This window comes from Nocardia sp. PLKS1-43 (genome assembly GCF_059510335.1).
This window is the reverse complement of the sequence record NZ_JCAJZQ010000003.1, coordinates 257,733-283,277: the sequence shown is the minus strand read 5'-3', so window position 1 is coordinate 283,277 and position 25,545 is coordinate 257,733. Positions and strand designations below refer to the sequence as shown.

Here is a 25,545-nt window from a genome sequence, read left to right as displayed (position 1 = left end):
CCTCAGGCCGCGGACGCCGGGCCGGTTCGGTCGGTGACGCGGGCGGCTTCGGCGAGGATCTGGAGTCCGGCGGCGACCTTGCCGGACATGATGCTGAGCTGTTCGGGCGGGACGGGAGTGCTGGTGGCGGCGGCGTCGGCCAGGTGGTCGCGGACCTGCTCCAACCACAGCTGCGCGAACTGGATGTGGCGGTCGAGTGGCATGAAGACACTGTACCGAAATTCGAACATCAGTTCGAGCATTCCGTCCGTTCGGCTCAGGCGAACATGTCGGGACTCAGGTAGGTGTCGGTCTTCACGTTGCTCCATTGCACTCGCATCTCGGCCTTGTAATCGTGGCCCGGAGTCGGATTGGCCAGGCCGCCCGGCCGGTAGTGGTGCGGACCGGTCGCGGCGGGAAAGTCGGTCATGAAAACCCTTACGCCGCCGGGCTTTTCGGTGTAGTCCCACAGCCACAGGTGAATCGTGCCCGTCGCGCCGTTGGCGAAATCGGTGTACCCGGTGTAGTTCAGGGTGGCGCCGTCCTCGCTGATGCACACGTGGGCGTATCCCGGTCCGCCGCATCCGCCGGCGCGATCCGCCGAGGCGGTCCCCGTCGACATCGCCACCGCCGCAGCCGTCATCACCACTCCGCTGAGCACTGCTCCGGCACGGCCGAACTCGGACTTCGACATCTGTTTCTCCCTACGAAGGCTCGCCATTGCGAACAGATACGAACGTCCCGCCGTGTCGGCGGTGCGCCGTCCGTACTGCCTGGACGCCTAATACATCGTGGGAAAGCCGCTCGAGCGCAACACCACTCGACAGCGCGGGCGCGAAAACCGGTTCGCCGCACGGCCGCACAATGCGCGACCCGAGCTAGTTCGCGCCGGTCAACGCCATCCCGGCGCCTACTCCGATGATCATCAATCCACCTGTGCTGCTGACTGTTTCGAGGCGACGAGGCGAGCGAACGAACCACGAGCGCGCCGTTGCCGCCACCAGCGCCCAGGTGCTGTCCGAAAGCGCCTGGATCGCTAGGAATATCGCGCCGAGGGTCAGCAATTGCGCGGGCAGCGCGCCCCGGGCCGGTTCCGCGAATTGCGGGAGGACCGCGGCGAAGAACACGATCGTCTTGGGGTTGGTGGCTCCGACGACGAACCCCTGCCGGAAGACCCGGCGGCTGTCGGTGTCCGGAACCTTCGATTGCAGCGCCGCCGCGAGCCTCTTGCGTTGCCGAATCGTGCTGACGCCCAGGTAGATCAGATATGCCGCGCCGACGATCTTCACGATCAGGAACAGCATCGCCGAGGCCATCAGAACCGCGCCGAGGCCGAACGACACCGCGATCAGCGGTACGAAGGACCCGCTGACGCCACCGGCGACCGACACGACCGCGGGCCTTCGCCCCAGACTCAGTGCGCGCCCAACGGCGAACAGCACGTTCGGTCCCGGAATGACGATGATGATCAGCGCGGCCACGGCGAACGCCGCGGCATGTGACAGCGGAACCATCTCTCGAAGCGTAGCCGTTGTTCATCGCGCCGGTGGCGGATACGGCGACGGCGAGATCGAATGCGCCTGTGCCGCGGGGCCTATCGCGATACCGCGATGATCGGCGACGGGCACCGGAACCGGACGGTGCCACGCCCCATCGCGCTCGGCGGCGATCGTCTGCCGTCGGCGCGATGAGCGCGGGATGGGAAACGGCGCGGTGGTCAGCTCGCCGCGGCGTCGAACGTGCCGGGTTGGTACGCGCCGCCCTTGGTCCTGGTGATCACCAGCAGCCGGTTGGCGGCGTTGATCATGGCGACCAGGTAGACCAGCGCGGCGATCTGGTCGTCATCGAAGTGCTCGCGCACCAGGGCCCAGGTTTCGTCGCAGACGCCGTGGCCGGCGTCGGCCATGCGGGTGCCCTCCTCGGCCAGGGCCAGTGCGGCCTGTTCGGCGTCGGTGAACACCGTGGATTCGCGCCAGGCGGCGACCAGGTTGACTCGGACGGCGGGCTCACCGGCCGCGGCGAGTTCCTTGGCGTGCGCGTCGACGCAGTATCCGCAGCCGTTGATCTGACTGGCGCGCAACTCGACCAGTTCGATCAGGGATTTCGGCAGCGGTGACCGCATGATCGCCGTGCTGGTGTTGGCGAAGCGCTTGCCGATCTCGGCGCCGAGCTGGTTGGCATTCAGGTCGAAACGGGGTTCCATCGGGTGATCCTCACTCGCGGTAACGGATTGAACGATCACAGGACGGCTCGGGGCCGACCGGGATAACGGCATCGCGGTGTGAGGTGAACCATGCCGCTTCCGTGTTACGGCGCGGCGGTCACCGGCGTCGGATGGGCGAGACTCGCCTCCAGAAAGCAGCAGCCATGGCAGATACGAACACCGCACCGCCCGTCAGCGGCAGCGGCCGCCCGGACCCGGCCACCGAAGCCTTTGTCGCACACCGCAATCTGCTGTTCACCGTCGCATACGAGCTGCTCGGTTCGGCCGCCGACGCCGAAGACGTCCTGCAGGAAACCTGGCTGCGGTGGACGGGCGTCGATCTCGACACCGTTCGGGACCAGCGCGCATACCTGATCCGGATCACCACGCGCCGGGCACTCGACCGGCTGCGCGCACTCGGTCGCCGCAAGGAGTCGTACATCGGTCCGTGGTTACCGGAACCGCTGCTCACAGCGCCCGACGTGGCCGAGGATATCGAACTGGCCGAACATATTTCGATGGCGATGCTGCTCGTGCTGGAAACCCTGTTGCCGATCGAGCGGGCGGTCTTCGTCCTGCGCGAGGTCTTCGATCTGGAATACGAGGAGATCGCCGAGGCCGTCGGCAGAACTCCGACCGCGGTCCGCCAGCTCGCCTACCGGGCCCGCTCGCACGTCTCGGCCCGACGCCCGCGCGGAAAGGTATCCGCCGCAGACACCAGGGCAGCGCTCACGGCCTTCCAGTGCGCCGTGGACACCGGCGACCTGCAACATCTGCTCGACATCCTCGCGCCCGACGTCGTATTCCTCGGTGACGGTGGCGGCATCGCCCAGGCCGCCCTGACACCCATCGTCGGAGTGGAGGCCGTCACCGCCGTCCTGTCCGCCGGACTGGGCAATCTGGCCGCCCGCACGCCCGAACCGGTTCATGTCAACGGCCATCCGGCGCTGCTGTTCCGCATCGACGGCCGGATCGACACCGTCCTGGCCCTGCGGCTCGACGACGGCCGCATCACCGGTCTGTACTCGGTCCGCAATCCCGGCAAACTCGAGCGGCTGCAGGGCGAAACCATCCTGCTTCGCTGAATCCGGGACTGGCTGCGGCGCAACGAGTTTCGGAAAGTCCGAGCGAAGGCCTGCCGTTGGCATCCGGCTGGCGCACCTGGCCGGCGTTGCGTATCGATGTCGTTGTGGTGGGGCCGGTGGTGCAGATCGCGGCCGCTGCTTCCGAAGTCGTGCTGGCATGTTCGCTGGGCGGGTCCGGACTCGAGCGCGAAACATCCTGCGGCAGTGGCTGTCGGGGTCAATGAGTGAAAGTGCGACGGTAGGCGGTGGGGGTGGTGCCGAGGTTGCGGCGGAAGTGCAGGCGGAGGTTGGCGGCGGTGCCGAGTCCGCAGGCGCGGGCGATGTGGTCGATCGGCTGCTCGGTGGTTTCCAGCAGTTCGCGGGCCCGGCCGAGGCGGGCGTTGAGCAGCCATTGCATCGGGGTCGTGCCGGTCTCCTCGGCGAAGCGGCGCATGAGGGTGCGTTGTGAGACGCCCGCGTGCCGGGCGAGCAGCCGCAGCGTGAGCGGTTCGCCGAGACGTCGCAGAGCCCAGCCGCGGGTATCGGACAGCGACGTTTCGCCGGCCACCGGAACGGGTGCGGGAACATATTGGGCCTGACCGCCTTCGCGATGCGGTGCTGCCACCACACCGCGGGCGATCCGATTGGCCGTCACCGCGCCGAGGTCGCGGCGCACGATGTGCAGGCACAGATCGATACCGCAGCACACCCCGGCCGAGGTGAGCACATCTCCCTCGTCGACATACAGCACGTCGCGCTCGACGCGCACCGCCGGGAAACCCTGCTCGAAATCATCGATGTACTGCCAGTGGGTCGTGGCGCGCACACCGTCCAGGATGCCCGCGGCGGCCAGCGAGAAGGCCCCGGTGCAGATCGATACCAGGCGTTTGCCCTGCTCGCGAGTCTGCTGAAGCAACTCGACCGCGGCTTCGGGTGGACGACAGGGGATTTCGCAACCCGGCACGATCACGGTGTCGGCGGCGCGCACCTGTTCCGGACCTCCGGCGGCGGTGACGGTGAAACCCGCGCTGGTGCTCACCGTCGGCGTGAGAGCGCACAGCGTCATCTCGTACGGGGTCTCCGGGCGGGCGCTGAAGATCTGCGCCGGAATGGACAGATCGAGCGGGGTGACCCCGTCCAGCGCCAGCACCGCGACTCGATGCACAGCCATGGCAATATCCTAACGAAACCAGGCAATCTCGCCACTCACCAGTTCAGGATGCTGAGCGGCAGGCTGGAGAACATGACCGATCCGGCCCGCGAACTCATCGCACTACCCAGCACGCCCCTGGCCGATGCCATCGTGAACCTGATCCGAGGGGTGGAATCGACGTCTGTGTTCAACCACAGCATCCGCACCTATCTGTTCGCCCGGCTGGTCGCCGCGCGCCGGGGCCTGAGCGCGGATCACGACTACGACGACGCCCTGCTCTTCGCCGCGTGCGCCATGCACGACCTCGGCGTCGCCGCCGACAGCCCGCGCACCCAGCGGTTCGAGGTCGAAGGCGCGGACCGGGCCGCGAATTTCCTGCGCGAGAGGGGGATCGGCGCGCGCGAGGCCGACCGGGTGTGGCAGGCCATCGCCCTGCACACCTCGCCGGGCATCGCCGAACGTCGCGGAGTGCTGTGCGTACTCGTGCGCGAAGGCGTCGCCGCGGATTTCGGCGGACCGCTGGGCGCGAACCACCTCGCGGATCTCACCGAGGAGCAGGCCGAGGCCGTCCACACCGCCTATCCGCGACTGGACATGGTCCGCTCCCTCACCGACGCGATCGTCGCGCAGGCCGCCGAGAATCCGGCGAATGCGCCCCGGTACTCGCTGCCGGGCGAATTGCTGCGCGAACGCGAAACCTTCGGCCACACCAGGCTGGAGCACTCCTGCCGAACGTCCCGATGGGGCAACTGATCAGAAAGGTAGCACCGATGACCATCCAGACCATCGAAATCGCGGACAGCTCAGCGGTTTTCGGTAAGACGACCGAAGCCTTCGCCCGCTTCGGGCATTCCGCCGCGGTCCGCGCCCACGGCCTGCTGTTCATCTCCGGCCAGATCGGCCGCCGCCCGGACGGGACCGCCGGTGAAACCGTCGAGGAGCAAACCGAACTCGCATTGCGCCGCATCGAGGAGATCCTGCGCCAGGAGAACCTCGACCTCACCGCCCTGGTCGACGTCACCAGCTACCACGTCGACATCCGCCGTAATCTTCCCGGATTCCTCACCGCCAAACAACGTTTCATCCGCGCCCCGTATCCCGCCTGGTCCATCATCGGCGTCGACGGCCTGGCCGGTCCGGAACTCCTCGTCGAAATCCGCGCAACCGCAACATATCCCGAGCGCGGCTGACCCGGCATCCACGCTGTGGACCTGGTTGAGCGCGATCACCGAAATAGGAACCGTGATCGTGGGTGTGCTCGCCGTGCGCGCCAGAGCGCACGATCGGCCCCGGCGATCCCCTCCGGCGCAGCGTCGAGAACCATCGCGCCGCACTGACCGCGCCCGGAAGACTCGCCGGGACTGTGCGGCGCGATACTGCGCATCACAATCCCGGCAGAGCGATCAATCCGGGTGTCCGAGCTGAATTCAGTTGGCGGGCTTGCCGAACCAGCGAGACAGGTGGTCGTTCAGGTCCTGCTGGTTGTCGCCGATCCAGGCGATGTGGCCGTCGGGGCGGAGCAGCAGAGCCGGGACATCCAGTGCCGCGGTGGGGTCGGCGATCAGGTCGACGCGGTCGGACCAGCCGTGGACGGACAGCTGTTCGGTGCGGTCGAGTACCAGGGCGCGGCCTCGGTGCGTCCGGTCGTAGAGGCGGCCCTGTTTCAGGTCGATGTCGCGCAGGCGGCGGCCGAGCAGGTCGGGTCCTTCGCCGAAGTCGTAGCGGATGCCGATCGCGGTGATCTTCTCGATCAGATAGCGGTTGACCTCGTCGAAGGCCATCAGTTCGGTGAGGAGTTTGCGCACGGCTTGCGGGCCGGGTTCGGTGGACAGGAGTTCCATCTGGGCGCGGGTGTTGTTCAGCACGTCTTCGGCGACCGGGTGGCGTTCGGTCTCGTAGGTGTCCAGCAGGGTTTCGGGTGCCCACCCGTTGATGTGTGCGGCGAGTTTCCAGCCCAGGTTGAATGCGTCCTGAATGCCGAGGTTCAGGCCTTGGCCGCCGGTGGGCGGGTGGATGTGCGCGGCGTCGCCGGCCAGGAGAACTCGCCCGGCCCGGTATCGCTCGGCCAGCCGGGTGGCGTCGCCGAACCGGGACAGCCAGCGGGGGGAGTGCACACCGAAATCGGTTCCGGCGATGGCCTTCAGTTGCCGCTTGAAATCATCGAGCGTAGGCGGCTGCGCGCGGTCCTCGCTCACTCCCTCGGCGGGCACGACGACGCGATAGATACCCTCCCCGAACGGCCCGATGCCGAATCGCTTGTTGATCTCGCGCACCTCGGCCACCTTGGCGATGACCTCATCCTGCGGCACACCCACTTCCATCTCGCCCAGCAGCGTCTCGGTCCTCGACGGTTCCCCCGGGAACCCGACGCCGAGCAGTTTGCGCACCGTGCTGCGCCCGCCGTCACAGCCGACCAGGTACCGCGACCGCAGCCGTCGGCCGTCGGCCAGTTCGACGGTCACGCCGTCGTCGTCCTGCTCGAAACCGGCCACCGCACAGCCGCGCCGGACCTGCGCACCCAGCTCGACCGCATGGTCCACGAGCAGTTGATCGATGACCGGCTGCGGGATGCCGAGCACATAGGCGTGCGCGGAATCGAGTCCCTCGGGCGAGGGTCTGGTGATGGCGGCGAAGAATCCGCCGACCGGATGCTGCTTTCCGCGTTCGAGGAAACGGTCCAGCAGCCCGCGCATGGCCATCACCTCGATACTGCGAATATGCAGACCGAGCGCGCGCACGAACGGCACGGGTTCGGGCTCGGCCTCCACCACCAGAACGCGCACATCGTGCAGCCGCAATTCGGCGGCCAGCATCGCGCCGGTCGGCCCGCACCCGGCAATGATCACATCGAACATGAACCACCCATTCGCCCAGTCCTCCACCATCCAGTCGCCCGCTCCGGTGCGAGTCGCGCGCGCCTCGTGAATTCCGGATTTCCGCAGGTTCTGGCTTCGGCCGCCCATTGTGCGGCATCCACCGGGCCTTGCCGCAAGCCCCGGTGTGCGATATATGTTGAAAGGGGAGGGAGTTGGTCCGTTGTTCTCGGGCTCTCAGCGGGCGGCGAACTTGTCCCGGGCCGCCTCGGTGACCGGTGTGAAGAGATTGACCAGGTTGCCGTCCGGATCGCGCAGCAGCAGGGCCCGATTCCCCCACGGCATGGTCGTCGGCTCATTGACGAAATCAATTGTCTCGGAGCGCAATCGGGAATACTCGGCGTCGACGTCGGGTACCAGGAATTCGATGATCGCCGTGTGGTTGTCGGCCGGGCGTGCGCTGCCCGCGGCGAAAAGCGCCACCGTGCGGGTACTTCCGATGGCGAGCGTTCCGGCCGGAGTGACGATTTCGGCGAAATCTTCTGTGTACCAAGTGCTTTCGAATCCGGTGACGAGCCGGTAGAACTCGGCCAGACCACGGACGTCATCGGTGATGAGACGGATCGATACGAGGTTCATGCGCATGTCCTTCGGTCGCTGCCGGGGGTGAATCCCCCGGCTTCCGCCACGCTAGAGGCACAAGCGGACAGGATCGGTCCGCTGGGTCGGGCCGCCGTGGGCGTACGGTGGAAGCCCGTGGACCTACGGATCTTTACTGAACCCCAGCAAGGCGCAACCTACGACGATCTCCTGAAGGTCGCCAAGACCACCGAGGATGCCGGATTCGACGCGTTCTTCCGGTCCGATCACTTTCTGAAGATGGGTGAGGTGTCCGGGCTGCCCGGCCCCACCGACGCGTGGATCACCCTGGCCGGTCTGGCCCGCGAGACCTCGCGCATCCGGCTCGGCACGCTGGTCACCGCCGCGACCTTCCGGCACCCGTCGGTGCTGGCGATCTCGGTGGCGCAGGTGGACCAGATGTCCGGCGGCCGGGTCGAATTCGGCCTCGGCTCGGGCTGGTTCGCCGATGAGCACACCGCCTACGGCATCGAGCTGTACGAGGTGAAGGAACGCTTCGACCGGTTCGCCGAACAGCTCGAGGTCATCACCGGCCTGTGGGAGACGCCCGAAGGCGAGAGCTTCGACTACGCGGGTAAGCACTACCGGCTGGAGAACGCCCCGGCGCTGCCCAAGACGACGCAGCGCCCGCGTCCGCCGGTGATCATCGGCGGTTCCGGCAAGAAGCGCACGCCGGAGCTGGTCGCTCGCTTCGCCCAGGAGGTGAACCTGCCGTTCGTCGACGCCGCGACGGCCAAGGCGCAGGGTGAGCGGGTGGACGCGGCGGCGCGGGCGATCGGCCGGGATCCGGGTGAGATCATCCGCTCGGCCGCGCAGGTGCTGTGCACCGGCCGCGACGATGTCGAAATCACCCGTCGCGCAACGGCGATCGGCCGCGAACTGGACGAGATGCGACAGAACGGCCTGGCCGGGTCGGCGGCGGAGATCGTCGACAAGATCGGCCGCTATCGCGAGCAGACCGGCATCAGCCGGGTGTATCTGCAGGTGCTGGACCTGTCCGATCTCGATCACATCGAATTCGTCGCCTCGGAGATCGCGCCGCAATTGGACTGAACCGTACGGCCGGGGTCCGGTTCGAATTCGACCGAGGCCCAGGTCTTTTCGATCCGCGGACGTGAAATGCCGCGGCCCCGCACCCGATTCGTGAGTGCGGGGCCGCGGCGTTCGCTCGCGTGATCAGCCGACCGGAACGGGTTCGGACTCCCGCGCGGACTCGCGCTCACGCTCCTGCAACGCCCGCAGCTTCGTTCCTTCGACGTCGATATCGGGCAGGATCCGATCCAGCCACCTGGGCAGCCACCAGGCCGAGCGGCCCAGCAGCACCAGCAGCGACGGAATCAGCACCATGCGCACCAGGAAGGCGTCGAACAGCACGCCCGCGGCGAGCGCGAAGCCCATCGACTTGGCCGTCACGTCGGGCATCATGACGAATCCGCCGAAGACCGAGATCATGATGACCGCGGCCGAGGTCACCACGCGGGCGCCGTGGTGGTAGCCCGCCACGACGGCCTCCTTCGGCGACTTGCCGTGGGTGTATTCCTCCCGCATCCGTGAGACCAGGAACACCTGGTAGTCCATGGCCAGGCCGAAGACCAGCCCGATCAGGATGATCGGCAGGAAGCTCACCAGCGGATGGGTCTCCTTGACCAGCCCGAGCTTGCCCTCCTGGAAGATCAGCACCGTCGCGCCGAAGGTGGCGGCCATCGACAACAGGAAGCCCAGGGCGGCGGTCAGCGGCACCAGAATCGAGCGGAACACCAGCATCAGCAGGATGAATGCCGCCGCGGCCACGATCGCCATATAGGGCACGATCTTGCCCAGCAGCGCACTGGAGACATCCGCGTAGATCGCGGTGGTGCCGGTGATGCCGTATTCCATCCCGTACTGGGATTTGAACTGGTTCTCCGCGCTGCGCGCGTTCTTGACCAGATCCTGGGTTGCCTTGTCGTTCGGCCCGGTCTTGGGCACCGCCGACAGCCGCGCACCCGTCGAAGCCGCGTAGTCCGCAGCCTGCGTGGTCTTGTCCACGACATTCGTCATCGCCGGGGTGACGAAATCCATCCCCGGGTACGAGGCCAGCTTGTCGTGCAGCGCGGTCACCGCGGCCTGCCGCTGTGCGGGTGCGACACCGCTCAGATCCGCGACGACGGTGAGAATTCCGTTGCTGCCCACGCCGAATCCCTCGGTGCGCAGGTCGTACGCCTTACGCACGGTGCTGGTGGCGGGCTGGCTGTCCTCACCGGGCAGGCCCAGACTCAGCTTGGTGGCAGGGAGAGCGAACAGACCCAGCACGACGATGCTCAGCAGCAGCGTCACCGCGGGCATCCGGCCGATCAGGCGGCCGAACCGCATACCGTTGGTGATCGACGAGGCGTCCTCGGGATCGTGCTTGGCGACCAGCGGCAGTTTCGGCTTGAACAGGTATTTGCCGAACGCGCCCATCAGGGCGGGCAGCAGCGTCAGCGCGACCATGATCGCGAACGCCGCCGCGAGCGCGCCGCCCAGGCCCATCCAGGTCAGGAAGCTGACCCCGACGATGCTCAGCCCGCACAGCGCGATGATGACCGTCAGGCCCGCGAAGACCACCGCGGAACCCGCCGTGCCGATCGCGGTGCCGGCCGCCTCCTCCGGCGAATCCTGTACCGCCAGTTCGTGTTTGTACCGCGAGACGATGAACAGCGCGTAGTCGATGGACAGCGCGATGCCGATCATCGAGGCCAGGATCGTGGTGAAGCTGGGAATGTTCGCGATCGAGGTCCCGGCCATGATCAGCGCCGAGGCCGCGCCGACGCCGACGATGCCGGTCAGGATGGGCACGAACGCGGCGAGCAGGGCGCCGAACGCGATCATCATCACGATGAAGGCCACCACGTAGCCGACCATCTCCGAGGCGCCGGTGTCGATGGCGTTGTTCTGCGCGATGGTGCCGTCCATCTCGACGGTCAGCCCGGCGCTGCGCGCGACATCGGCCACGTCGTACGCGGTCTTGCGGTCGGCGGCGGTGATATCGGAGAACTTCTTGATGCTGAACGGAACCTGAAGGTACGCAACGGTATCCGCGGGTGCGGTGGAACGGTCGCCCTTGCCCAGCACGTTCAGCGGGGCCAGGCCGCAGCGCGCGACGAACGCCGCGTCGGCGCGGTCGCCGGTGAGGCAGCCCATCTTCTCCGCGGCCGCGAGCGGATCCATCAGCGGTTTGCTGTGGTCGACGATCTTCAGCTCGCCCAGCTTCTGCACCAACTCGGTGACCGCGGCACGGTTCGCGGGGTCGGTGAGCTTCTGCCCGGCCGGTGCGCCGATCACGTAGGTCCCGGTGACGGCGTCGAAGCTGAACTGCGCCGACAGGCCGGGGAACTGTTTGTCGAGGATGTCCGTCGCCCGCTGCGACGGCAGGTTCGGGATGTTGAAGTCGTCCTTCACCGGCTTCTTCAGCCCGAGGCCGAGTCCGCCGATGATCAGGAAGATCAGTAGCCAGACCGGCAACACGATCCATTTCCGGCGATAGGCGAACTTGCCCCACCGGTAGAGGTATACGGACACGAGCGGTTTCTCCTAGCTATCGCTGGGGCGTGTGCTGGCGGATTCGTAGACAGCTCTTCCGCGGCTGCCGTGCGTGCCGCCTTCACAACGTTTTCTGCCTACCGTGCGGTAGGTAGACTACCCAGCCGTAAGCGGAGCAACAACCTCGACTTGGTCACTGTCGCCCGCGTCGCGCACCGTGGATGAGAGGATCGCAATATGGCAATGCGCAGTGCTGCCGGATCGGTCGCCGCAGGTAGAAGCACCAAGGAGGCGATTCGGGAGGCTGCGATCCGGCTGTTTTCCGCCAAGGGATTCGATCAGACGAGCCTGCGCGAGGTCGCGGATGCGGTAGGAATCACAAAGGCGTCGCTCTACTATCACTACCCCTCGAAGCTCGACCTGCTGTTCGCCGTCATCGAGCCGATATTCGACGAACTGCGGGCCAACGTCGACGCCGCCGAAGGACTCGAGCACGATATGCCCTCGGTTCGTGAGGTGCTCACCAGGCAATTGCGAGTGCTGCTGCGGCATCGCACGGTAGGGGCGATGTGCATGCGGGACGGCGTCACGATCCTCAACGCCATCGGCGACCGCTATCCGGACCTGCTCGATATCAATCGACGGCTGTGCGTCTGGCTGGCCGGCCCCGATCCCGACGACGCGGCCATGCTGCGGGCCAGCGCGTCACTGGAATTGCTCAGTTCGGTGTTCTGGTCGCGCGAGCTCGCGCCCGGCGCCGATGACGAGCTCATCGAACGGGTGCTGTTGAACGCGGCGCTCGGCGCCCTCGGCGGGGAGTAGGACGTGCACATCTCACCGCGGGTCGACAACGCCGTCCGGATACTGCTGGAGATTGCCCGTACGCAATCCGATTCACTTGGCACGCATCATGATTCGGTGAAAGCGGAAACCATCGCGGCGGCGCAGGACATACCGCCGAAGATTCTCGAGGCGACCGCCGCGCAACTGCGCCGGGCGGGCCTGCTGACCAGCCGGCGCGGGCCCGAGGGAGGTTACCGGCTCGCGCGCCCGGCCGAGCGGATCAGCATCGCCGAGGTCATCCGCGCGGTCGAGGGGCCGCTGGCCTCGGTGCGCGGGCAGCGTCCCGAGGACGTGCGGTATTCCGGTGTGGCCGAACCGTTGCAAGAGGTGTGGATTGCGTTGCGGGTCAACATCCGTGCGGTCCTCGAGGAAGTGTCGATCGCCCAGATCGCCGAGGGTGAGCTGCCGGAATTCGTGCACACATTGACCGCCGATCCCGGTGCGTGGGCCCGGCGTCCGGCCCCCGAAGGTGCCGACGACGCAGGCGAGCGGGATCCCGCTGTGCGGCCGAACCCGTTGTGAGGGAGGGGGATTCGGTGCCGCCAGGTGTTGGTGTGCGACGTGTGCCGAATAGCGGTTTCGGTGCCGGAACGACATCGGTGGTGTAGGAAAGTGGGGCGGGTGCGCATATGGATGGGATGCCGCGATGTGCGGAGTGTCTCAGGGGCAAGGGTTCTGCGCCGGACCGCACATGAGTCCGTGCGCGCGGCCGGTCGTGTCGCCGAACCGGCCTGTGACGTGGGTGCGCCATATGTGTCCGCTCCGGGAGAAACTCCGGCGACCGTGTCGCCGGTAGACGGTAGCCTGCATCCATCATGTTGATCCGACTGCTCCGCACCTTCGCCGCACCGTATCGTGCTCAGCTGGCGGGGGTCGTCGCGCTGCAGCTGATTTCGGTGATCGCGATGCTCTACCTGCCCACGCTGAACGCCGACATCATCGATAACGGCGTCACCAGGGGCGATATCGGCTACATCTGGCGCACCGGGCTGTGGATGCTGCTGGTCTCGGGCGTGCAGATCCTCGCCTCGGCGACCTCGGTCTACCTCGGCGCGCAGGCCGCGATGGGCGCCGGGCGCGATATGCGCGCCGCGCTGCTGCACCGGGTGGGCACCTTCTCCGCCAGGGAGGTCGGGCTGTTCGGCGCGCCCTCGCTGATCACCCGCAACACCAACGACGTTCAGCAGGTGCAGCTGCTGGTCGTGATGAGTGTGACCATCCTGGTGATGGCGCCGATCATGTGCGTCGGCGGCATCGTCATGGCACTGAAACAGGCCCTGGGGTTGTCCTGGATCCTGCTGGTCGCGGTGCCGGTGCTGGCCCTGACTATGGCGGTGATCATCTCCCGGATGGTGCCCGGTTTCCGGGCCGTGCAGTCCCGCATCGACGGAGTGAATCGTGTTCTGCGCGAACAGATCACGGGTATCCGGGTGGTGCGCGCCTTCGTCCGCGAGCGGCACGAGACGGCGCGATTCGACCTCGCCAACACCGATCTGACCAAGGCGTCGCTGTACGTCGGGCGGTTGAGCGCGCTGATGTTCCCCGCGGTCATGCTGATCAGCAACGTCACCACGGTGGCGGTGCTGTGGTTCGGCGGGCACGCGATCGACGACGGAACCATGCAGGTCGGCTCGCTGACCGCGATGCTGGCCTACATCATGCAGATCCTGATGGCCGTGATGATGGCCTCGTTCCTGGCCATGATGGCCCCGCGCGCGGCGGTCTCGGCCGAACGCATCTCCACGGTGCTGGCCACAGAGTCCTCGGTGGTTCCGCCCCGGCAGCCGCGAACCTTCGGCCGCGATCCCGGTTCGGTGGAATTCGCCGCGGCCGAATTCACCTTCCCCGGTGCGCAGGAACCGGTGGTGCGCGATGTGCGGTTTCAGGTCGAGCCGGGGCAGACCGTCGCGATCGTGGGCTCGACCGGTGCGGGCAAGTCCACGTTGATCAACCTCGTTCCGCGACTGATCGATGTCACTGCCGGGGAGGTCCTGGTCGGCGGCGTCGACGTGCGGCAGCTCGATCTGGATGTGCTGCGCGCCCAGATCGGCCTGGTCCCGCAGAAGGCGTACCTGTTCACCGGCACGATCGCCGATAATCTGCGCTACGGCAAACCCGAGGCCACCGATGCGGAGCTGTGGCACGCCCTCGAGATCGCCCAGGCGGCGGACTTCGTGCGGGCCATGCCGCAGCAGTTGCAGACGCCGATGGCGCAGGGCGGCACCACGGTGTCGGGCGGTCAGCGCCAGCGTCTCGCGATCGCCCGCGCGCTGGTGCGCAGACCCCGGATCTACCTGTTCGACGACTGCTTCTCCGCACTCGACGTCGCCACCGACGCGCGGGTGCGCGAGGCATTGCGGCCGGAGACCGCCGACGCGGCGGTGATCACTGTGGCACAACGGATTTCGACGGTCCGCGAGGCCGATCGGATCATCGTGCTGGAGGACGGCGCGGTGGTCGGGCAGGGTACCCACGACGAACTGCTGCGCGAGTGCGGTGAGTACCGCGAGATCGTGGAATCGCAGTACAGCCCGGAGGAGGCCGCGCGATGAGACCCGGTATGCCCGGTCCGGGCGCACCCGGAACCAAGGCGAAATCCTTCGGCCCTTCGCTGAAGCGGCTGCTGCGGCGCCTGGCGCCGGACCGGATCCTGGTCACGGTGATCCTGGTGCTCGCGGTGATCGCGGTCGTGCTCAATACCCTCGGCCCGCAGATTCTCGGCCGGGCCACCAACCTGATCTTCGACGGCGTGATCGGCAAACAGCTGCCCGCCGGTCTGACCAAGGATCAGGCGATCGCCGGCCTGCGCGAGCGCGGCGAGAGCCGCATGGCCGACATGCTGGCCGGAATGGACGTGATTCCCGGCGCCGGCGTGGATTTCGGTGCGGTCGGCCGGGTGCTGCTGGTGGTGCTGGTGCTGTACATCTGCGCCGGAGTGTTCGGCTGGTTGCAGGGATATCTGCTCACCACGGTGATCAACCGGGTGATCAAGCGGCTGCGCGCCGAAGTCGAGGACAAGATCCACCGGTTGCCGCTGAGCTATTTCGACAACAATCCGCGCGGTGATCTGCTCAGTCGCGTCACCAACGACGTGGACAATATGTCGCAGAGCCTGCAGCAGACGCTGAGCCAGATGGTGACCTCGGTGCTTACGGTGATCGGCATCCTGATCATGATGTTCTGGATCTCGCCGCTGCTGGCGCTGATCGCGCTGCTCACCGTGCCGGTCGCGGTGGTGGTGACCGCGCAGATCGCCAAACGCTCCAAACCGCATTTCATCAACCAGTGGAAGTACACCGGCCTGGTCAACGCGCAGGTCGAGGAGGCGTACACCGGGCACGAGGTGGTCACGGCGTTCGGCCGGATGAGCGAGGTGGGCCGGGAGTTCGATCAGCGCAACGACAAGCTCTACGAGGCGAGTTTCCGGGCGCAGTTCATCTCCGGGCTGATCATGCCGGTGATGATGTTCGTCGGGAACCTCAACTACGTGCTCATCGCCGTGGTCGGCGGGTTGCGGGTGGCTTCGGGCAGTCTGTCCCTGGGTGAGGTGCAGGCGTTCATCCAGTACTCGCGCGGGTTCAGCCAGCCGCTCACGCAGATCGGCTCCATGATCAACCTGCTGCAGTCGGGGGTGGCCTCGGCCGAGCGGATCTTCGAGATCCTCGATGCGCCCGAGCAGATCGCCGATCCGGTGCGGGAGGATCCGCGCCCGGTCGATCGCGGCCGGGTGGCGTTCGAGAACGTGTCCTTCCGGTACGAGGCCGACAAGCCGATCATCGAGAACCTTTCGCTGGTCGCCGAGCCCGGACACGTGGTCGCCATCGTCGGCCCGACCGGTGCGGGCAAGACCACGCTGGTGAATCTGCTGGAGCGGTTCTACGAGGTGGACGAGGGCGTCATCAGCATCGACGGCGTCGATATCACCCGCCTGACCCGCGATCACCTGCGGTCGCGGATCGGCATGGTGTTGCAGGACACCTGGTTGTTCGGCGGCACGATCCGGGAGAACATCGCGTACGGCAATCCGGAGGCGAGCCAGGAGGAGATTCTCGAGGCCGCCCGCGACGCCTTCGTCGACCGTTTCGTGCACTCGCTGCCCAACGGCTACGACACGGTGATCGACGAGGAGGGCTCGGGGGTCAGCGCCGGGGAGAAGCAGCTCATCACCATCGCCCGCGCGTTCCTGGCCAAACCGTCGATCCTGATCCTGGACGAGGCCACCAGCTCGGTCGACACCCGCACCGAACTGCTGGTCCAGAACGCGATGGCGGCGCTGCGCCGCGACCGCACGAGTTTCGTTATCGCGCACCGTCTTTCGACCATTCGCGATGCCGACCTGATCATAGTCATGGATTCCGGCCGCATCGTGGAACAGGGCACCCACACCGAACTGCTGGCCGCCCGAGGGCACTACTACCAGCTCTACCGCGCCCAGTTCGCCGGCGCCGCGACCGACCAGGACCTGGAGGATTCACTCGACGCGGTGTAGGACTTGATGGGCACCCCGACGAGGTTGCTCGTTGACCAAATTCATTCTCTCGATACGCAATACGTCCACGAACCGGTCGATTTTCTTCCGCGAGTGGAGAGGGAGGCTCTGGAACACGCCACACGGCGTTATCTCGGGCTTTGACCAGGGGGACCGGCCGTGGCGGCGGCGCTGGCGCGGCCTGGCAGTATTGCGGCGTGGCTGATCCCGCTGATTTCTCGTTCTCCATCGGTACCCGGCTTCCGGGGCGGCACGGGCGGTCGGGGGTGTTGCGGACGCCGCACGGGAGTATTTCCACGCCGGCGTTCATTCCGGTGGGGACGAAGGCGACCGTGAAGGCGGTGCTGCCGGAGACGATGCGGGAGATCGGGGCGCAGGCGTTGCTCGCCAATGCCTACCACCTGTATCTGCAGCCGGGGTCGGACATCGTGGACGAGGCGGGCGGGTTGAGCCGGTTCATGAACTGGCCGGGCCCCACTTTCACCGACAGCGGCGGATTTCAGGTGATGTCGCTGGGGGTCGGCTTCAAGAAGGTGCTCGCCATGGAAGCCGTCGGGGTGCAGAGCGACGATGTGATCGCCAAGGGGAAAGAACGTCTGGCGGTCGTGGACGACGACGGCGTCACCTTCCGGTCGCATCTGGACGGGTCGAAACATCGCTTCACTCCCGAGGTGTCGATGGGTATCCAACATCGGCTGGGCGCGGACATCATGTTCGCCTTCGACGAGCTGACCACGTTGTTCAATACCCGTGGCTACCAGGAGAAGTCGCTGGCGCGCACGCACGAGTGGGCGCAGCGCTGCATCGATGAGCACGAGCGGCTCACCGCCGAACGCGCCCATCGGCCGTATCAGGCGCTGTTCGCGGTGATCCAGGGCGCGCAATACGAGGATCTGCGCCGCAAGGCATGTCGCGATCTGGAAGCGTTGCGCGGAAGCGGCGGAACGAGTTTCGACGGTTACGGTATCGGCGGCGCGCTGGAGAAACACAATCTCGGCACGATCGTCGGCTGGTGCTGTGACGAACTGCCCGAGGACAAACCGCGTCATCTGCTCGGCATCAGCGAACCGGAGGATTTCTTCGTCGCCATCGAGAACGGCGCGGACACCTTCGACTGCGTCAACCCCTCCCGGGTCGCCCGCAATGCCGCGATCTATGTCCCCGAAGGCCGTTTCAACATCAACACGAGCCGTTTCCGCCGCGATTTCACCCCGATCGACGAAAACTGCGACTGCTACACCTGCAGGCATTACACCCGTGCCTATATCCACCACCTGTTCAAGGCGAAGGAAATGCTGGCCGCCACCCTCTGCACAATTCACAACGAGCGCTTCACCATTCGCCTCGTGGACGATATCCGCGCCGGTATAGACGGCGGCTACTACGACGAATTCAAAGCCGATGCGCTCGGGCGCTGGCAGGGGCGCATCACAGCGCCCACGACGTGAGTCGCCGACTCGCCCAGCATCTTCGGACTCGGGACGATTTTCCAGGTGAGCGCTACTGCTCAGTTCATCGCAGCAAGATGGCGAGTATGTCGGGTGCGGTGAAGCGTCGCCCGTAGGAGCTGTTGTCGTACTGGCGGAGGACATCGGCGGCGACCAGTTGGGCCACCAAGGTTCTGGCGCGGGCTGGGGTCACGTCGAGGTGCTGACTCACGTTGCGAATGGTGAAGATCGGTTGGGCGAGTGCGTAATCAACCAGTCGCACAGCGTTTTCCGCGCGCAAACCGGCCTTGCGCACCCTGGTCTTCAGTTCGTGCTGCACCCGCATCAGGTCCGTGAGTTGCCTCCCGGTGGAATTCGCCGCCGCGCCCACACCCGTTGCGAAGAATTTGATCCATCCATCCCAATCGCCCTTCGTGCTGACCGCGAGCAGGCGGTCGTAGTACTCGGCGCGGCGGGCTTCGAACCAGGGGGAAACCGTGAGCGTCGGTTCCGACAGCACTCCCGACATGTGCAACTGCAGCACGATGAGCAGGCGACCGATACGCCCGTTGCCGTCGTTGAACGGATGCAGGGTTTCGAACTGATAGTGCGCCATCCCCGCTCGCACCAGGGGATCGATCGCATCGCCGGGGTGCATGAGCCAGTCGATGCAGTCTCGAACCCGGCCATCGAAATCGATACCTGGGGGTGGTGGAATGAACCGAGCATCGCGCACGTGCGCGCCACGGTGGCTACCGATCACCACCTGTGAGGTTCGGATACGTCCGGCTTGGCTGGTATCGGCGGATGTGCCGTCGACCAGGATTCCCTGCATCGACTCGAGCATCCCGATGGTGAGTGGCCGTCCGTCGTCGACCCAAGCGAACGCATGCTCGGCCGCGATGACGTAGTTGAAGACCTCCCGCATCGCCGCATCGGCCGGACGCTCGTCGGCATCCACGCCCAGCACCTCCTCCAGTGGTGCGTAGGTTCCTTCCAGTGCGGAGGTGCTCTGTGCCTCCTGTCGCAGTGTGGGCTGGCGCAACAATGCCGGGTTGGGTAGCTGGCGGGCGGATGCGTCCAGTGCAGCCAGGGCGGCTCGAGCGTTCGCGACCGCGTTGAACGTTGGCGTGCTCAGCTCGGGAGTCTCGGTGGGTAGCTGTTCTGGGACGAACGCGACATGGGACCACGCCCCCCACCGCTGGTCCGTTCCATTTATGGGCACAAGGAAGCCCGTAGGGCTGTCGGCGAACATTTCGGGGTGCACAATGAAAGTGTATGCCCACTTCTGTTGCTTTTTGGGCACACACCGCATGTGAATGGCTGCTTTTGTTGCTTTTAGGGCTGATTTTCGCTCTGAAGCGCAACACTGTGGCAGCAGGGACGAGGCAGGCGGTCCGTGTACTGGGACCGGGATAGATGTCGGGTGGTCGTTTGTAATTCTGATCAGCTGTACAACGCCGGGCGGTCCAACGGGCCGTAGCTCGGCTCGCGCTTCTTCAGGAAGGCGATGCAGCGGTAGCTGATCGGCATGACGATGACCTCGCAGAGGGTCTTCCAGATGAAGCCCACCAGAACGTAATTCAGGAACGCGCCCCAGGTGTTGATGCCGATGGCGGTCGCGGCGATCGAGCAGAAGATCAGGGTGTCGCCGAATTCGCCCGCGACGGTGGAGCCCAGCAGGCGGGCCCACAGATGCTTCTCCTTGGTGCGTTCCTTGATCAGGACCAGCGTCACCGAGTTCAGGAACTGGCCGACGACGTATCCGGCCAGGCCCGCGGCGACCAACTGCGGGGTGGTCCCGGCGACGGTGCGGAAGGCGTCCTGGTTGCTGTAGAAGTCGGCCGCGGGCAGGCCGATGGCGATCCAGAAGCACAGCACCATCAGCGCCAGCATGCCGAAGCCGTAGTAGATGGTCCGGCGGGCGGCCTTGAAGCCGTACACCTCACTGAGGATGTCGCCGATGACGTAGGCCAAGGGGAATAGGAAGAACGCGCCGTCGGTGGTGATCGGCAAGATCTCGAGCGGTCCGAGGGACAGGTGGTGCCCGCCGAAGAATTGGACGCCCTTGGTGGCGCAGATGTTCGAGATCATCAGGGTGGTGGTGAAGAGCACCACGATCAGGGTGTAAGGACTCCCCACGGCCCGGGCGAACGACGCGTGTTCGGCCGCGGGGTGTCCAGACTCGTCGATTTCCGGCGTTTGTCTTGTTTCGCTCACGAGGTACTGACGATACCGGGAGCAGGGTGACTTCGAATAGGCTGGACGAATGACGAATCCCGGCGATTCCGACGAGTGGTGGAAGCAGTACGGCGGCGAAGGTGTGTCGTCGGAGTCGGGGGGCCATCCATCCGCGCCGCCGCCTCCGCCGTCCTACAACTCGAATCCGCAGTACCCGGCCGCGCCGCCGCCACAGGCGCAGTCGTATCCGAGCTATCCCCAGCAGCCGGTGCCGCAGCAGCCCTACCCCGCCCCCGGATATCAGCCCTACGGCGGCTATCCGCCGGTGCGCAGCTCGAACGGTATGGCCATCGCCTCGCTGGTCACCTCGCTGGCCGGCCTGGCGACCTGCGGTGTGACCTCGATCGTCGGGGTGATCCTGGGATTCGTCGCGCTGAACCAGATCAGGCAGCGCAATCAGGACGGCCGCGGCATGGCATTGGCAGGGATCTGGATCGGGATCGGGATCATCGTCCTGGTCATCGCCTACTTCGTCATCGTCTTCGTCGTCATCGCGAACAGTTCTTCGAACACCTATTGAGCGCCGGGACAACGACGAGGGGCGCACCCGTGATCGGGTGCGCCCCTCGGTATTTCGCCGTGAGCCGGGTCGTCGGTCTCAGCCCTTGATGACCTGGGTGCCGCCGGCGATCCGGTCGTGCCAGCCCTGCTTGATGGGGGACTGCTCGACGGTGACCATCATGACGATGATGATGACCAGCGCGGCGATCTCCCCGATGCAGAACAGCAGGTTGCAGACCGCGTACAGGTTGCGGATCAGCGCCTGCTGGAAATCGGGCTTCGGCGCGCCGTTCGGCCCCAGGACCCGGAGCCCGAGGATCTTCTTCCCGAGCGTGTAGCCCTGCGTGGACTCCATCAGCACGTAGTACAGCACGCCCACCAGGCCCAGGAGCAACCCGCCGACCAGTTCACCGGCGATATTGGTGCCCATCCCCAGCCGGATGAGGAAGAAGAAGATGTATCCCGGAATCGCGACGATGATGCTGTCGATCACGCGCGCGCCGATCCGGGCGCCCAGATCACCGGGCTGCGTCCCCGGCGGCAGGCCCGGAATCGAGGGCGCCCCGGGAAAACCGGGCGCACCCGGCGCGCCGTATCCCGGCTGTTGACCGTAGGGCTGCTGCCCGTACGGCTGCTGTTGACCGTAAGGCTGCTGCCCGTAGGGATCCTGCTGCGGATACGGCTGTCCGCCGGTTTGCTGCCCGTACGGCTGCTGCTGTCCGTAAGGGTTCTGCGGTGCCCCCTGCGGATACGGCTGTCCCCCCTGCGGGTACGGTTGCTGGCCGTACGGCTGCTGCTGCTGTCCGTAGTCCGGCTGGCCCGGGTAGGGCTGACCGGCCTGCGGGTACGGCTGACCGTACGGCTGGCCGCCCTGGCCCTGGGGGTATTGGTTGGGGTCGTACCCACCGCTTGTCATATTTCGCGTAGTCCTCGTAGAAGTGGTCGTGGCTTCGGACTCGGCGTACGTTACGGATTTCGGCTCGGTTCCACCACATCACCAGGAGCGAAGATCCACGGTGTGGTCGGCAACACTGCGGGCCGGAACTGCTCGAGCAATTCGTGCGGGTGGTTTGCCCGATATCCGAGCGAGCGCGCCAGCAGCGCGAACACCTGTTGCGGTGACTCGCCCAGAGTGCGCCGATCGGTGAGCGTCACGGCTCCGTCGCGCTTGGCCAATCGTTTGCCGTCGCGATTGAGCACGAGTGGAACATGCGCGTACCGTGGCACATTCGCGCCGAGCAGCGTGGCCAGATAGGCCTGGCGCGGCGTGGACGGCAGCAGATCGTCACCGCGGACGACCTGATCGACGCCCTGCTCCGCGTCGTCGACCACGACCGCCAGATTGTAGGCCGGGACACCATCGCCGCGACGCAGCACGAAATCGTCCACGAGCCCGCGATATCGGCCGCGCAGCCCGTCGATGATCTCGAACTCGGTTGTCTCCGAGCGCAATCGCAGGGCCGCGGGTCGCCCCTCGGCTCGTCGGGCGGCGCGTTCTTCGTCGGACAGCTTCCGGCAGGTACCCGGATACGCGCCCATCGGACCGTGCGGGGCCCGCGCTGCCTGCTGAATTTCCCTTCGGGTGCAATAACATTCGTAGGTCAGCCCGGCGGCGGTGAGCCGATCGATGGCGGCGTGGTGCAGTGCCAGGCGCTCGGACTGCCGGACCACCGGCCCGTCCCAGTCCAGGCCGAGTGCGGCCAGATCGGCCAGTTGACGGTCGGCCGCACCGGGGCGTACCCGGTCCAGATCCTCGATCCGGACGCCGAAGGCGCGTCCGGTGGAGCGGGCGAACAGCCACGCCAGCAGTGCGGTGCGCAGGTTGCCCAGATGCAGATCGCCCGAGGGGCTGGGCGCGAATCGGCCGGCGCCGTGGTGTGCGTTCATGTCAATCCCCGTAGACGAGGAATCAGATCGTCCTCGCGGATCTCCCGGCCGGCGGACAGATCCGCCAGCAGACGCTCGGCATGTGTGCGCAGACCTGCGCCGTCGATCTCGTAGGGCAACGGTTCCGCGGCCTGCAGACGCCCGACTGCCCGCTCGAGCAAGGTTCTCGCCCCCTTCGGATTACCGCGCTGGATATGGGTGAGCCCGACCGCGTATTGGGCCAGCCCCTGCCACAGCATCCTTTCGGCGAACGGCCCGCTCTTCCATGCGGCCTCCAGAACCTCGTGCGCGTTGAAAGCCAGACCGTCGTCCAGTAGTCGCTGCGCGTAGTCCAGCGTCTGGTTCGGCGTGAGTTCGAGATCGTCGGGAATCCGCTCCACACCGGGGCTGCCGAGTGGTAGCGGGCGCCCGAAACGGTCACGGGGTCGGGCATTGCGGGCATGTCCGGCATCGTCTCGATCGCGTTCCACCACGGCTCCATGATCCACGGTGGTCGCCGCGGGTGACGGTCCGGGCGGATCGGTGCGCGGAACATCCGACGAATTATGTACCTCATAATGTTTGCCCGGCCGCGGAAATATTTGCTGGCTATAATTGTGCAAACATATTCGATGGGTCCGGTCTGGGAAGATATGCACGATTGGATTCGAAAAGAGGACAGCGCAACATTGCGGAAACCTGCTAGGGTGCACAACGGGAGCGAGAGCCCCGCAAGGTGCGGAAAGTGGACACGCACCGCGAGTCATGCAGTGTGCAGACTGCGCCGTGCAGGCGTGGTTATGGGGAACGAATGAAGTCAGCAAATTCTCAGGCTCGAAGCAGTGAAGGAGCAAGTGCTGTGAAGGTTGATACGACCGACGCCGTGTGGTTCAAGAGCAGACACAGTGGTCCCGATGGAAATTGTGTCGAGGTGGCCTTTCTCGGTGACGGCAATGTCGCCCTGCGCGACACCAAGGACCACGGCCGCGGTCCGGTGCTGGGGTTCACTCCCGGCGAATGGGACGCGTTCGTCGCGGGGGTGACGGGTCGGCTGTCGGGGCGAGCCTGACGGCCGATAATAATCGACACATCGGGCCCCGGGCCGTGCGGCTCGGGGCCTTCGCGTGTGGCGGATCAGCGCTCGTTTCCAGGGTCTTCGAGGCGACTTCGCAGCACGGCGAGTTGCTCGTGCTCGCGATTGCGGTCAGCTGCCTCCAGTTGTGTGGCCTCCACCTGCGGATCAGCTCGCAGGAAGCTGCCGCGGCCGGGTTTGCCGGAAAGACCCAACCGGTTCATTTTCTTCGGAATCGCCGCTCCCTGATATTCCAGCGGAATCGGTTGCCCGTGCTCGTCGACCGGGCCCAGCGGCTGATGGATCTCGATGTATTCACCGTGCGGCAGCCGGCGCACGATTCCGGTCTCGATGCCGTGCTCGAGTACCGCGCGATCGCTGCGCTGCAGGGCGATGCACATCCGGTAGGCGAGCAGGTAGGCCAGCGGCGGCGCGATCAGCAGGCCGATCCGGAATATCCAGGTGGTCGCGTTGAGCGAAATGTCGAATTTCAGGGCGATGATATCGTTCACGCAGGCCAGGGTCAGGACCAGATAGAACGTCAGCGCCATCGCGCCGATCGCGGTGCGCACCGGGACATCGCGGGGGCGTTGCAGCAGATTGTGCGCTGCGCGATCCCTGCTGAGGCGTTTCTCGATCCACGGATACCCGGTCAGCAGCCCGAAGACGACCACCATCATCACCGCGACCGCGACGGGCCCGGGAACGGTGTGCCCGAGCGGGTACAGCTCCCAGGCCGGGAACAGGCGCAGGAATCCGTCGGTCCACATCATGTAGAAATCGGGCTGGGTGCCCGCCGACACCTGGGATGGGTTGTAGGGGCCCATATTCCAGATCGGATTGATCTGCAGGACCCCGCCCATCAGCGCGACGATGCCGAGCGTGAACATGAAGAACGCGCCCTGATCCGCGGCGAATACCGGGACGATCCGGGCGCCGACGACGTTGCGTTCGGTGCGCGCGGGTCCGGGGAACTGGGTGTGCTTCTGATACCAGACCAGGGCCACATGGGCCGCGATCAGCGCCAGCATGATTCCGGGCAGCAGCAGCACGTGCGCGATGTACAGGCGCGGAATGATGATCGTCCCGGGGAAATCGCCGCCGAACATCAACCAGTGCAACCAGGTTCCGACCACCGGCGTGCTCATCGTGATGCCCGCGAAGGCAGCGCGCAGGCCCGTGCCGGACAGCAGGTCGTCGGGGAGCGAATAGCCGAAGAATCCCTCGAACATGGCCAGTATCAACAGCACCGAGCCGATCACCCAATTGCCCTCGCGCGGTTTGCGGAACGCGCCGGTGAAGAAGACCCGGCACAGGTGCACGATCATCGAGGCGGTGAAAAGCAGTGCAGCCCAATGGTGTACCTGTCGCACGAACAATCCGCCGCGCACGTCGAAGGTGATGTTCAGGGCCGATTCGTAGGCACGCGACATGGAAACGCCGCGCAGTGGCTGATATGCGCCGTGATAGATCACCTCGGTCATCGACGGATCGAAGAACAAGATCAGGTAGATGCCCGACAGCAGCAGGATGACGAAGCTGTAGAGCGCGATCTCGCCGAGCAGGAACGACCAGTGCGTCGGAAAGACCTTGTTGATGGAACGTTTCGCGAAATTGGCCGCCCGATATCGCTGATCCGCCGAATCGGCCTGTCCGGCGAGCATTCGGCCGATCCGGCCTTCTGGTACTGCCATGGCAGTCACCCCGCCCCGAGAGAGATGGGTCAATCGTCTACTACAGAGCGTAGCACTTCG

At 66.0% G+C, this 25,545-nt stretch carries 25 protein-coding genes; 11 read left to right on the top strand and 14 right to left on the bottom strand.

Annotated elements, in window-relative coordinates:
• Positions 1-2: 2 nt before the first annotated feature.
• From AC5WS7_RS13145 to AC5WS7_RS13130, 4 genes are all read right to left on the bottom strand, one after another.
• Complete coding sequence (locus AC5WS7_RS13145; RefSeq protein ID WP_495954738.1) at positions 3-203, bottom strand: DUF6374 family protein; 201 nt, start codon at positions 201-203, stop codon at positions 3-5.
• Between the two features lie 53 nt (positions 204-256).
• Positions 257-673 carry a hypothetical protein gene (locus AC5WS7_RS13140; RefSeq protein ID WP_495954737.1) on the bottom strand — a complete coding sequence of 139 codons (417 nt, stop codon included), beginning with the start codon at positions 671-673 and terminating at the stop codon, positions 257-259.
• A 184-nt stretch (positions 674-857) separates the two neighbouring features.
• Positions 858-1,493 carry a LysE family translocator gene (locus AC5WS7_RS13135; protein WP_495954736.1) on the bottom strand — a complete coding sequence of 212 codons (636 nt, stop codon included), beginning with the start codon at positions 1,491-1,493 and terminating at the stop codon, positions 858-860.
• 203 nt (positions 1,494-1,696) lie between these two features.
• The gene (locus AC5WS7_RS13130) at positions 1,697-2,182 is read right to left on the bottom strand and encodes a carboxymuconolactone decarboxylase family protein (RefSeq protein ID WP_495954735.1); all 486 of its coding nucleotides are present in this window, start codon (positions 2,180-2,182) and stop codon (positions 1,697-1,699) included.
• Positions 2,183-2,346: 164 nt separating this feature from the next.
• Here AC5WS7_RS13130 and AC5WS7_RS13125 point away from each other — a divergent pair, with 164 nt between their 5' ends.
• The gene (locus tag AC5WS7_RS13125) at positions 2,347-3,267 is read left to right on the top strand and encodes an RNA polymerase sigma-70 factor (RefSeq protein ID WP_495954734.1); all 921 of its coding nucleotides are present in this window, start codon (positions 2,347-2,349) and stop codon (positions 3,265-3,267) included.
• A gap of 217 nt (positions 3,268-3,484) precedes the next feature.
• Here the strand turns inward: AC5WS7_RS13125 and AC5WS7_RS13120 are convergent, their stop codons facing one another.
• Positions 3,485-4,417: a GlxA family transcriptional regulator gene (locus tag AC5WS7_RS13120; protein WP_495954733.1), complete on the bottom strand. Its 933-nt coding sequence runs from the start codon at positions 4,415-4,417 to the stop codon at positions 3,485-3,487.
• Between the two features lie 72 nt (positions 4,418-4,489).
• On the opposite strand from AC5WS7_RS13120, the gene AC5WS7_RS13115 reads away from it, so the two are divergent.
• Positions 4,490-5,152 carry an HD domain-containing protein gene (locus AC5WS7_RS13115; RefSeq protein WP_495954732.1) on the top strand — a complete coding sequence of 221 codons (663 nt, stop codon included), beginning with the start codon at positions 4,490-4,492 and terminating at the stop codon, positions 5,150-5,152.
• A gap of 17 nt (positions 5,153-5,169) precedes the next feature.
• A complete protein-coding gene (locus tag AC5WS7_RS13110) occupies positions 5,170-5,589 on the top strand; it encodes a RidA family protein (protein ID WP_495954731.1) in 420 nt (139 codons plus the stop codon).
• Positions 5,590-5,826: 237 nt separating this feature from the next.
• Here the strand turns inward: AC5WS7_RS13110 and rox are convergent, their stop codons facing one another.
• Both rox and AC5WS7_RS13100 read right to left on the bottom strand, forming a co-directional pair.
• Entirely contained in the window at positions 5,827-7,254 is a 1,428-nt protein-coding gene (gene rox, locus AC5WS7_RS13105) for a rifampin monooxygenase (RefSeq protein WP_495955166.1), read from the bottom strand.
• A gap of 195 nt (positions 7,255-7,449) precedes the next feature.
• Positions 7,450-7,851, bottom strand: a complete 402-nt coding sequence (locus AC5WS7_RS13100; RefSeq protein ID WP_495954730.1) for a VOC family protein — start codon at positions 7,849-7,851, stop codon at positions 7,450-7,452.
• A 117-nt stretch (positions 7,852-7,968) separates the two neighbouring features.
• Between AC5WS7_RS13100 and AC5WS7_RS13095 the strand changes: the two genes are divergently transcribed.
• A complete protein-coding gene (locus AC5WS7_RS13095) occupies positions 7,969-8,904 on the top strand; it encodes an LLM class F420-dependent oxidoreductase (RefSeq protein ID WP_495954729.1) in 936 nt (311 codons plus the stop codon).
• Between the two features lie 123 nt (positions 8,905-9,027).
• On the opposite strand, the gene AC5WS7_RS13090 is transcribed toward AC5WS7_RS13095, so the two are convergent.
• Positions 9,028-11,391 carry an MMPL family transporter gene (locus AC5WS7_RS13090; protein WP_495954728.1) on the bottom strand — a complete coding sequence of 788 codons (2,364 nt, stop codon included), beginning with the start codon at positions 11,389-11,391 and terminating at the stop codon, positions 9,028-9,030.
• A gap of 198 nt (positions 11,392-11,589) precedes the next feature.
• Between AC5WS7_RS13090 and AC5WS7_RS13085 the strand changes: the two genes are divergently transcribed.
• The 5 genes from AC5WS7_RS13085 to tgt all read left to right on the top strand — a co-directional run bounded on the left by AC5WS7_RS13085 (position 11,590) and on the right by tgt (position 18,132).
• Positions 11,590-12,174, top strand: a complete 585-nt coding sequence (locus AC5WS7_RS13085; RefSeq protein WP_495954727.1) for a TetR/AcrR family transcriptional regulator — start codon at positions 11,590-11,592, stop codon at positions 12,172-12,174.
• Between the two features lie 3 nt (positions 12,175-12,177).
• Positions 12,178-12,717 (top strand): RrF2 family transcriptional regulator, encoded by a 540-nt coding sequence (locus tag AC5WS7_RS13080; protein ID WP_495954726.1) that lies wholly within the window; start codon positions 12,178-12,180, stop codon positions 12,715-12,717.
• A 293-nt stretch (positions 12,718-13,010) separates the two neighbouring features.
• Positions 13,011-14,747, top strand: a complete 1,737-nt coding sequence (locus AC5WS7_RS13075; RefSeq protein ID WP_495954725.1) for an ABC transporter ATP-binding protein — start codon at positions 13,011-13,013, stop codon at positions 14,745-14,747.
• Positions 14,744-16,684, top strand: coding sequence for an ABC transporter ATP-binding protein (locus AC5WS7_RS13070; RefSeq protein ID WP_495954724.1), 1,941 nt, complete (start codon positions 14,744-14,746; stop codon positions 16,682-16,684). The genes AC5WS7_RS13075 and AC5WS7_RS13070 overlap by 4 nt, the downstream gene beginning before the upstream one ends.
• 197 nt (positions 16,685-16,881) lie before the next feature.
• A complete protein-coding gene (gene tgt / locus AC5WS7_RS13065) occupies positions 16,882-18,132 on the top strand; it encodes a tRNA guanosine(34) transglycosylase Tgt (protein ID WP_495954723.1) in 1,251 nt (416 codons plus the stop codon).
• 64 nt (positions 18,133-18,196) lie between these two features.
• Here the strand turns inward: tgt and AC5WS7_RS13060 are convergent, their stop codons facing one another.
• The gene (locus AC5WS7_RS13060; protein ID WP_495954722.1) at positions 18,197-19,378 is read right to left on the bottom strand and encodes a Fic family protein; all 1,182 of its coding nucleotides are present in this window, start codon (positions 19,376-19,378) and stop codon (positions 18,197-18,199) included.
• A 179-nt stretch (positions 19,379-19,557) separates the two neighbouring features.
• Complete coding sequence (locus AC5WS7_RS13055; RefSeq protein WP_495954721.1) at positions 19,558-20,331, bottom strand: queuosine precursor transporter; 774 nt, start codon at positions 20,329-20,331, stop codon at positions 19,558-19,560.
• Between the two features lie 49 nt (positions 20,332-20,380).
• On the opposite strand from AC5WS7_RS13055, the gene AC5WS7_RS13050 reads away from it, so the two are divergent.
• Complete coding sequence (locus tag AC5WS7_RS13050) at positions 20,381-20,872, top strand: DUF4190 domain-containing protein (RefSeq protein WP_495954720.1); 492 nt, start codon at positions 20,381-20,383, stop codon at positions 20,870-20,872.
• Positions 20,873-20,950: 78 nt separating this feature from the next.
• On the opposite strand, the gene AC5WS7_RS13045 is transcribed toward AC5WS7_RS13050, so the two are convergent.
• The 3 genes from AC5WS7_RS13045 to AC5WS7_RS13035 are packed head-to-tail and all read right to left on the bottom strand — an operon-like array spanning position 20,951 to position 23,213.
• The gene (locus AC5WS7_RS13045; protein WP_495954719.1) at positions 20,951-21,769 is read right to left on the bottom strand and encodes an RDD family protein; all 819 of its coding nucleotides are present in this window, start codon (positions 21,767-21,769) and stop codon (positions 20,951-20,953) included.
• 50 nt (positions 21,770-21,819) lie between these two features.
• Entirely contained in the window at positions 21,820-22,740 is a 921-nt protein-coding gene (gluQRS, locus tag AC5WS7_RS13040; RefSeq protein WP_495954718.1) for a tRNA glutamyl-Q(34) synthetase GluQRS, read from the bottom strand.
• A complete protein-coding gene (locus tag AC5WS7_RS13035; protein ID WP_495954717.1) occupies positions 22,737-23,213 on the bottom strand; it encodes a DUF309 domain-containing protein in 477 nt (158 codons plus the stop codon). Before AC5WS7_RS13035 ends, gluQRS begins: the two co-directional genes overlap by 4 nt.
• Before the next feature lie 365 nt (positions 23,214-23,578).
• On the opposite strand from AC5WS7_RS13035, the gene AC5WS7_RS13030 reads away from it, so the two are divergent.
• A complete protein-coding gene (locus tag AC5WS7_RS13030; RefSeq protein WP_218025846.1) occupies positions 23,579-23,788 on the top strand; it encodes a DUF397 domain-containing protein in 210 nt (69 codons plus the stop codon).
• A gap of 65 nt (positions 23,789-23,853) precedes the next feature.
• Here AC5WS7_RS13030 and qcrB read toward each other — a convergent pair whose 3' ends face one another.
• Positions 23,854-25,485, bottom strand: coding sequence for a cytochrome bc1 complex cytochrome b subunit (gene qcrB / locus AC5WS7_RS13025; RefSeq protein WP_495954716.1), 1,632 nt, complete (start codon positions 25,483-25,485; stop codon positions 23,854-23,856).
• Positions 25,486-25,545: the final 60 nt, after the last annotated feature.